Annotated in this window: 4 protein-coding genes; all 4 read right to left on the bottom strand. The window is 72.4% G+C overall.

Annotation, left to right across the window (positions count from 1 at the left end; genetic code table 11):
• Positions 1-195 precede the first annotated feature (195 nt).
• Complete coding sequence (locus DTL70_RS05915) at positions 196-1,776, bottom strand: M1 family metallopeptidase (protein WP_114020791.1); 1,581 nt, start codon at positions 1,774-1,776, stop codon at positions 196-198.
• Positions 1,777-1,927: 151 nt separating this feature from the next.
• Positions 1,928-4,510, bottom strand: a complete 2,583-nt coding sequence (locus DTL70_RS05910) for a RelA/SpoT family protein (RefSeq protein WP_114020790.1) — start codon at positions 4,508-4,510, stop codon at positions 1,928-1,930.
• A 169-nt stretch (positions 4,511-4,679) separates the two neighbouring features.
• Positions 4,680-5,564 carry a diaminopimelate epimerase gene (dapF, locus tag DTL70_RS05905; protein ID WP_114020789.1) on the bottom strand — a complete coding sequence of 295 codons (885 nt, stop codon included), beginning with the start codon at positions 5,562-5,564 and terminating at the stop codon, positions 4,680-4,682.
• Between the two features lie 223 nt (positions 5,565-5,787).
• Positions 5,788-6,435, bottom strand: coding sequence for an ICP22 family protein (locus tag DTL70_RS05900; RefSeq protein ID WP_114020788.1), 648 nt, complete (start codon positions 6,433-6,435; stop codon positions 5,788-5,790).
• Positions 6,436-6,444 lie beyond the last annotated feature (9 nt).

Below are 6,444 nucleotides of genomic sequence, written 5' to 3'. Positions count from 1 at the left end.
AAGCCCTCCTCTGCCTCGCCCGACGACGCGCCGACGTGCTCTTCGCCATGCTCCGCGACGGCACCCTCTACCAACCGCCAACACCTTCAACGGCTTGACCAAACCCATAGAGGCACCCCCCCGGGTGTCTCTCTTCCGCTCACGGGCGACGTCGCCCGTGTCTGGGGCGAGCAGTGCCGGTCCCTCCTGGCGCCCTCAGCCCTGTCCTGCGGGACGCTCGGCCTCCCTGGCGCCCTTGTCGACGGGGCCGTGGCTCTTCCCCGGTGTCTTCTCCAGAGATTTCCGCTGCTCCTCGGGAGACTTCTGCTTCCAGTCCGGGTGGCCCGGCATGGGCGGGGTGGTCTTCCCGTAGAGCCACTTCTTCAAAAACGCGCTCTGGTCCTCGCCCGAGACCTCGCCGGCCAGCGCGATGAAGTCGCCCGTGTCGGCGTTGTCGTCGCGGTACCGGTGCGTCCACTCACGCTCCAGACGGGCGAAGGCATCCTTTCCGATCCGCTCCCGGAGCGCGTAGAGGACGACAGCCGACCCGTTGTAGACGATCGGACTGAACAGCTCGATCTTGCCGTCCCCCTGGGCGGGCAGCAGCGCCGCGGGCGGTCCGTAGCGCTTGCGCCAGGAGTCCGACAGCTCGTACGAGGCCCGGGCCCGCTCCTCGACCGTGAAGCCCCCACGCTCGGCCGCGTAGGCCCACTCGTACCAGGTGGCGTGTCCCTCGTTCAGCCACAGATCGGTCCACCGGTGGGGGCTGACGCTGTCGCCGAACCACTGATGTGCCAGCTCGTGCACCATCAGGGACTCCTTGTACCAGGACGGGTACGCCGGGTTGGCGAGCAGGTCGCTCTCGAACAGGGAGAGCGTCTGGGTCTCCAGCTCGAACCCGGTCTGCGCCTCGGCGGCCAGCACGCCGTAGTTCTCGAACGGGTACCGGCCTGCCCTCCGCTCCATCCAGGCGATCTGGTCGGAGGTCCGCTTCAGCCAGGGGGCGAGCGCCTTGCGCTGCTTGACAGGCACGACGTGACGCAGCGGCAGCCCGTGCGGGCCCGTCTCGTGCACGACGGTGGACCGGCCGATCGAGATCTGGGCGAGTTCGGTGGCCATGGGATGGCCCATCCGGTAGGTCCAGACGGTGTCCTCGTTTCCGTCACCCGCGCGCGTCCGTCCCGCGGGCAGCCCGCCCGCCACGACGGTCAGTTCCTTCGGGGCGCGCACGTGGAAGGTGAACATCGCCTTGTCGGCGGGGTGGTCGTTGGAGGGGAAGACGCGGTGCGCGGCGTCGGCCTGGTTGGCCATGGCCAGCCCGTCCTTGGTACGGACCCAGCCGCCGTTCTTGGTTTTCGGGTCGCTGGTGTGCCACACCTCGACGTGCAGCCAGGAACCACGTCGCAACGGCGTCCGGGGAGTGACGACCAGGTCCTCCCCCGCGCGTGCGTGCTCAGCGGGCAGGCCGTTCACCTCGACGGAGCTCACTTTCCCGCCCGCGAAGTCCAGGTTGAACCGGTCCATGTTCCCGGCGGTGACCTGCGCGTCGATGCGGGTGCGCGCCGTGAGCGGCTCGCTGTTGTCGCCGCTGTAGTCGAAGGAGATGTCGTAGGCACGTACGTCGTAGCCGGGGTTGCCCAGGTGGGGGAAGAGGTGGTCGCCGATCCCCGCGGGCCGGGGCGCCGGCAGGGTGGCGCCGACGAGGGCGAGGGCGGCGGCGGTGACCGTGGTGGCCACCGCGCAGCGGCGTGGGAGTGCGCGGGAACGGGCGCGAACTGTGAGGGCTGTACTGGCCATGCGACATCGCTACCAGCGACCGGCACCCGTGATGATCTTCCTCGCTCGCGTCCACCCGAAAGGGGACGCACGTCAGTGCGGACGAGCGCGGACGGCGGCAACGGTTCGCCACAGCGTGCCGGGCGGTCCGCCTTCCGGGTGCCTGTGCGCGTCAGTTCGCGATGGCCCTGCGGGCGGAGCGGCTCACGTCGTAGACGCCGGGCACGCGCCGCATGGCGCGCATCAGGGCCGGCAGTCCGGCTGCGTCGGGGAGTTGCAGGGTGTACGTGTGCCGGACCCGCTGTTCGCGGGGAGGCTCGACGTCGGCCGCGACGACGGCGGCGCCATGCACCGCGATGGTCTCCGTGAGGTCGGCCAGCAGCCGGGGGCGCCCGAACGCCTCGGCCCGCAGTGTCACACGGCATCCGGCCGCGCCCTGCTCCCAGCGCACCGGCAGCGGCAGTCGGCCGTCCGAGGCCATCCGCGCCACCGACTGGCAGCTGTCCCGGTGGACTGTGACGGCGCCGCCGCGCACCGGGAACCCGGTCACCGCGTCGGTCGGCACCGGAGTGCAGCAGCGGGCCAGCCGTACCGGCGTGTCCGGACGTCCAGGAACCACCGGAACGTTCTCCGCATACCGCTCGCCCCGATGCCCCGCACGCCTGCCGGATCGTTCCCCGCGCACCCCGCGCACCGTGTGTTGCGCAGGGGCGTCCCGACGGGCCGCCCCGCCGCCCTTCGCGGGCCCCGCTCGGTGCCCAGCGGGCGCGGGGCCGACACCCGTGCGGAAGGCCGTGCCCTCCTCGGCGCCACCCGTGCGGGCCGTCTCCGCTGCGGCATCCGGTCCTGAGCCGGGGGCGGAGCGGGGGCCAGGTGCGGGAGCGATGCCCGCGTCGTCCGTGGCGCCCACGGGCGGTGACGGCTCCACGATCGCCCGCGCGTGAACAGCCGCATCGGTCTCCGCATCCGTGCCCGTGCCCGCAGGCGTGTCCGCTTCCGCGTCCTGACTCGCCCTCGGGTCAATGTCCGGGGCCGCCTGCGCGTCACCGTCGGCGGCAGTACGGAGGCGGGGATTACCGGTCGTACGGAGGTCAGAAGGACGCGTCACGCCGCCGGAGGCGGTGGCGTGGGGCGCGGCAGCCGTCCCGTCCGCGGGGGCCTCCGGCGCCTCACCGTGGGCCGCCAGCCACTTCCGGATGGCGATCCGGGCAGACGGCGTCCGTACGTGGTCGAGCCACTGCGGAGACGGCCCCGACGGGCTTCCCTGGCTGGGCTCCAGGAAGAGCTGGAGCGCGTCTCCGTCCCGCAGCACCGTGGTGAGGGCGGCCAGTCGTCCGTTGACGCGCGCCCCGATGCAGCGGTGCCCTGCCTGGCCGAGTCGGGCGTACGCCGCGTCGACACAGGTGGCGCCCGCGGGCAGCGGCAGCGGGCCGGACCCGAAGCCCTCCGTGCCGGGAACGGCGCAGTAGACGGTGATCTCCAGGTCCTGCGCCAACTCGTCGCGCAGTTCCTGCCAGAAGGTGTTCGGGTCGGGGGCGTCGCTCTGCCACTCCAGGAGGCGCGACAGCCAGCCCGGCCGCGTCGGGTCGACCCGCTCCCCCGTGCCGTCTTCTTCGGCCGCGGAACCCTCCCCTGCGGCTCCGTCGTGGGCCGCCTCCGCCGTGGCGGCCGCGTGGGGGTCGCCCAGGGCGATGACTCCGGTCTCGGCCACCTGGTGCATGCGCCGGGTGCGCACCAGGACCTCTGCGACCCGGCCCTCCTCGTCGGCGATCGCGGTGTGCAGCGACTGGTAGAGGTTGAACTTGGGGACGGCGATGAAGTCCTTGAACTCCGACACCAGCGGAGCGAAACAGGTGTGCAGCTCGCCGAGGGTGGCGTAGCAGTCGGCGTCCTCGTCCACGAGGACGAGCAGGCGCGCGAAGTCGCAGTCGCCGAGCTGGCCGCGTTTGAGTCGCAGCCTGTGGACCGAAACGGTGTGGCGGGGGCGGATGAGCACCTGGGCGACGACCCCGGCGTCCCGCAGCGTCCGGCGCACCTGGGCGGCGAGTCCGGTCAGCGGGTCGGGACGTGTGCTGTGCTCCCGGATCAGCTCGCGGGTGCCGCGGTGCTCCTCCGGGCGCAGCACGGCGAAGACCAGATCCTCCAGCTCGCTTTTGAGAGTTTGGATGCCGAGCCGTTCGGCGAGAGGGATGAGCACGTCGCTGGTGACCTTGGCGATGCGGACCTGTTTCTCGCGCCGCATGACGCCGAGGGTGCGCATGTTGTGCAGCCGGTCGGCCAGTTTGATCGACATGACGCGCACGTCGTTGCCCGTGGCGAGCAGCATCTTGCGGAACGTCTCGGGTTCCGCGGCCGAGCCGTAGTCGACCTTCTCCAGCTTGGTGACGCCGTCCACCAGATAGCACACCTGATCGCCGAACTCGCGGCGCACCTGGTCGAGCGTGACCGCCGTGTCCTCGACGGTGTCGTGCAGCAGCGACGCGGTCAGGGTGGTGGTCTCCGCACCGAGTTGCGCGAGCAGAAGAGTGACCGCGAGGGGGTGGGTGATGTAGGGCTCGCCGCTCTTGCGGGTCTGCCCGCGGTGGGAGGACTCGGCCAGTACGTACGCCCTGCGCAGGGGCCGCAGGTCGGCGCGCGGGTGATGGGCCCTGTGCACCTTGGCGACGTGCTCGATGGCGTCCGGCAGCGAGTCCCTCGGCGCGGCGCCCAGCAGTGCCGCTCTGCTCAGCTTCCGCAGACCGCGCACCGCGCTCATGGGCACCTCCCGCTCCTGCCGCACCCCCGGGCCGGGGCTGTGATGCTACCGGCCCCCTCACGCGCCCCTGACCGACTCCGGCCCAGGGTGAGCCGTATCACCCCATCGTGCGACGCCGCGCGGACGGTGTCACACGGGAGCCGCCACCCCCGCCTCGCGGCGGCCACCCTTACGGCAGCAGAGCGGGGTCGATCCGGCCCTCGGCGACGATCACGGCGGGCCCGGTCATTTCGATCTCCCCGTCGGCCCGCTCGGTGATCTCCAGCCGTCCGCCGGGCACCTCGACCGTGTACGTCACCGGGGCGCCGTCCTCGCGCGGGTCGAAGCCGTCTCTGCGGGCGGCGACCACCATCACGGCACAGGCACCGGTGCCGCAGGAGCGCGTCTCGCCCGCGCCGCGTTCGTGCACCCGGAGCGCGACGTGCCGCGGGCCCCTGGCCACCACGAACTCGACATTGACACCGTCGGGGTAGGCCGTCGCAGGCCACACTTCGGGGGCGTCGTACAGCCGCCCCGCCTCCGCCAGGTCCGAGACGAAGGCGACCGCGTGGGGATTGCCCATGCCGACCTTGCGCACCGGCCAGGTACGCCCGGCGGCGTGCACGGTGATCTCGCCGTCCGCCCCGTCCTGGGCTTCGGGCAGCTCGGCCGTGCCCATGCCGATGGTGATGTCGCCGCCGTTCTTGGCGATGTGGACCCGGCGCACGCCCGCGCGGGTCGCGATGGCGACGTCCCCGGGCTCGGCCAGTCCCGCGCGTTCCAGGTAGCGGGCGAAGACCCGGGCGCCGTTGCCGCACATCTCGGCCACGGAACCGTCGCTGTTGCGGTAGTCCATGAACCATTCGGCGTCGTCGGCCATGGACCTGGCCTCCGGATGCGTCGCGGCGCGGACGACGCGGAGCACGCCGTCGGCACCGATACCGGCCCTGCGGTCGCACAGCCGTGCCACCGCCTGCGGGGACAGGTCGAGCACGCCGTCCGGGTCCGGAATGATCACGAAGTCGTTCTCGGTGCCGTGGCCCTTGAGGAACGGCACGCCTGGTGCGCTGGTCACACCGCCGATCGTACGGGAGGCGGCACCGAAGCGCGGAACGGGCCGAGCCGACGGGCCTTCGCAGGTCAGGCCGCCTGACGGGCTGGTCGGATCAGGCCGCGGGCCGTGCCGGGACCGGTGGCGACCCACAGGACCCACGGGCAGTGCCGGGCCAGAGGCAACCCGCTAAACCCGAACCGTGCATGATCGGTGACGCTCCGTAGAGGCCCCCGGCCGTGCATGATCAGTGGCGGAGGCGGTCGATTCGCCAGACGGCGAGCACCACGAGGGTGCACAGCACCACCGCGTAGCACAGGACCACACGCCAGTCGGGGCGTCCGCCCGAGCCGCGTGCCGGGAGCCCCGGCCAGGTGTGTCCCACCCTGCGGGCCGCCATCACGCCCCAGCCCGCCGCGCAGCCGCACAGCAAAAACCCCAGCATGGAGACCACGGCGCCCGAGCTGCCGCCCGGCTCGAAAGCCAGCGGAAAGGCGAACATCAGCGAGCCGAGAGCGCCGAGGATCACGATGGGGGCGAGCTGCCACAGCCGCAGCTTGCGCTGCGGGCGCAACTCGTGGGGCTCGACCGGCGGACCGGTGGCCATGGGGTCCTCCCCCGGCTCCTCCCGCTCCGGATCGGCAACGCTGTCCGGGTCGGCGGAACGCTCCGGGAGGGCGACGTCGTCTTCGTCGGCGTCCTGGCCCGGGTCGGCGCCGCTCTCCGGGGCGGAGCCTGCCGGCGTGCCGGAGCCGGAGGGCCGCTCGACGCCGGACGACCACTCGGGTCCGGCCTGCGGTTCCCCCTCGGGCCGCTCGGTGTCAGCGAACGACTCGCTGTCGGCGGAAGGCCCGGTGTCCGCTGCCGAGGAGTTGTCGCGAGGGCCGGCCACCATTGCCACACG

The organism is Streptomyces diacarni (genome assembly GCF_003323715.1).
Classification (GTDB): domain Bacteria; phylum Actinomycetota; class Actinomycetes; order Streptomycetales; family Streptomycetaceae; genus Streptomyces; species Streptomyces diacarni.
This window is presented reverse-complemented; position numbering and strand designations above follow the sequence as displayed.

Excerpts from the sequence above, each read along its gene's own strand:
- DTL70_RS05915 (WP_114020791.1), bottom strand. The coding sequence starts at position 1,776 with ATGGCCAGTACAGCCCTCACAGTTCGCGCCCGTTCCCGCGCACTCCCA.
- DTL70_RS05910 (WP_114020790.1), bottom strand. The coding sequence starts at position 4,510 with ATGAGCGCGGTGCGCGGTCTGCGGAAGCTGAGCAGAGCGGCACTGCTG.
- DTL70_RS05900 (WP_114020788.1), bottom strand. The coding sequence starts at position 6,435 with ATGGTGGCCGGCCCTCGCGACAACTCCTCGGCAGCGGACACCGGGCCT.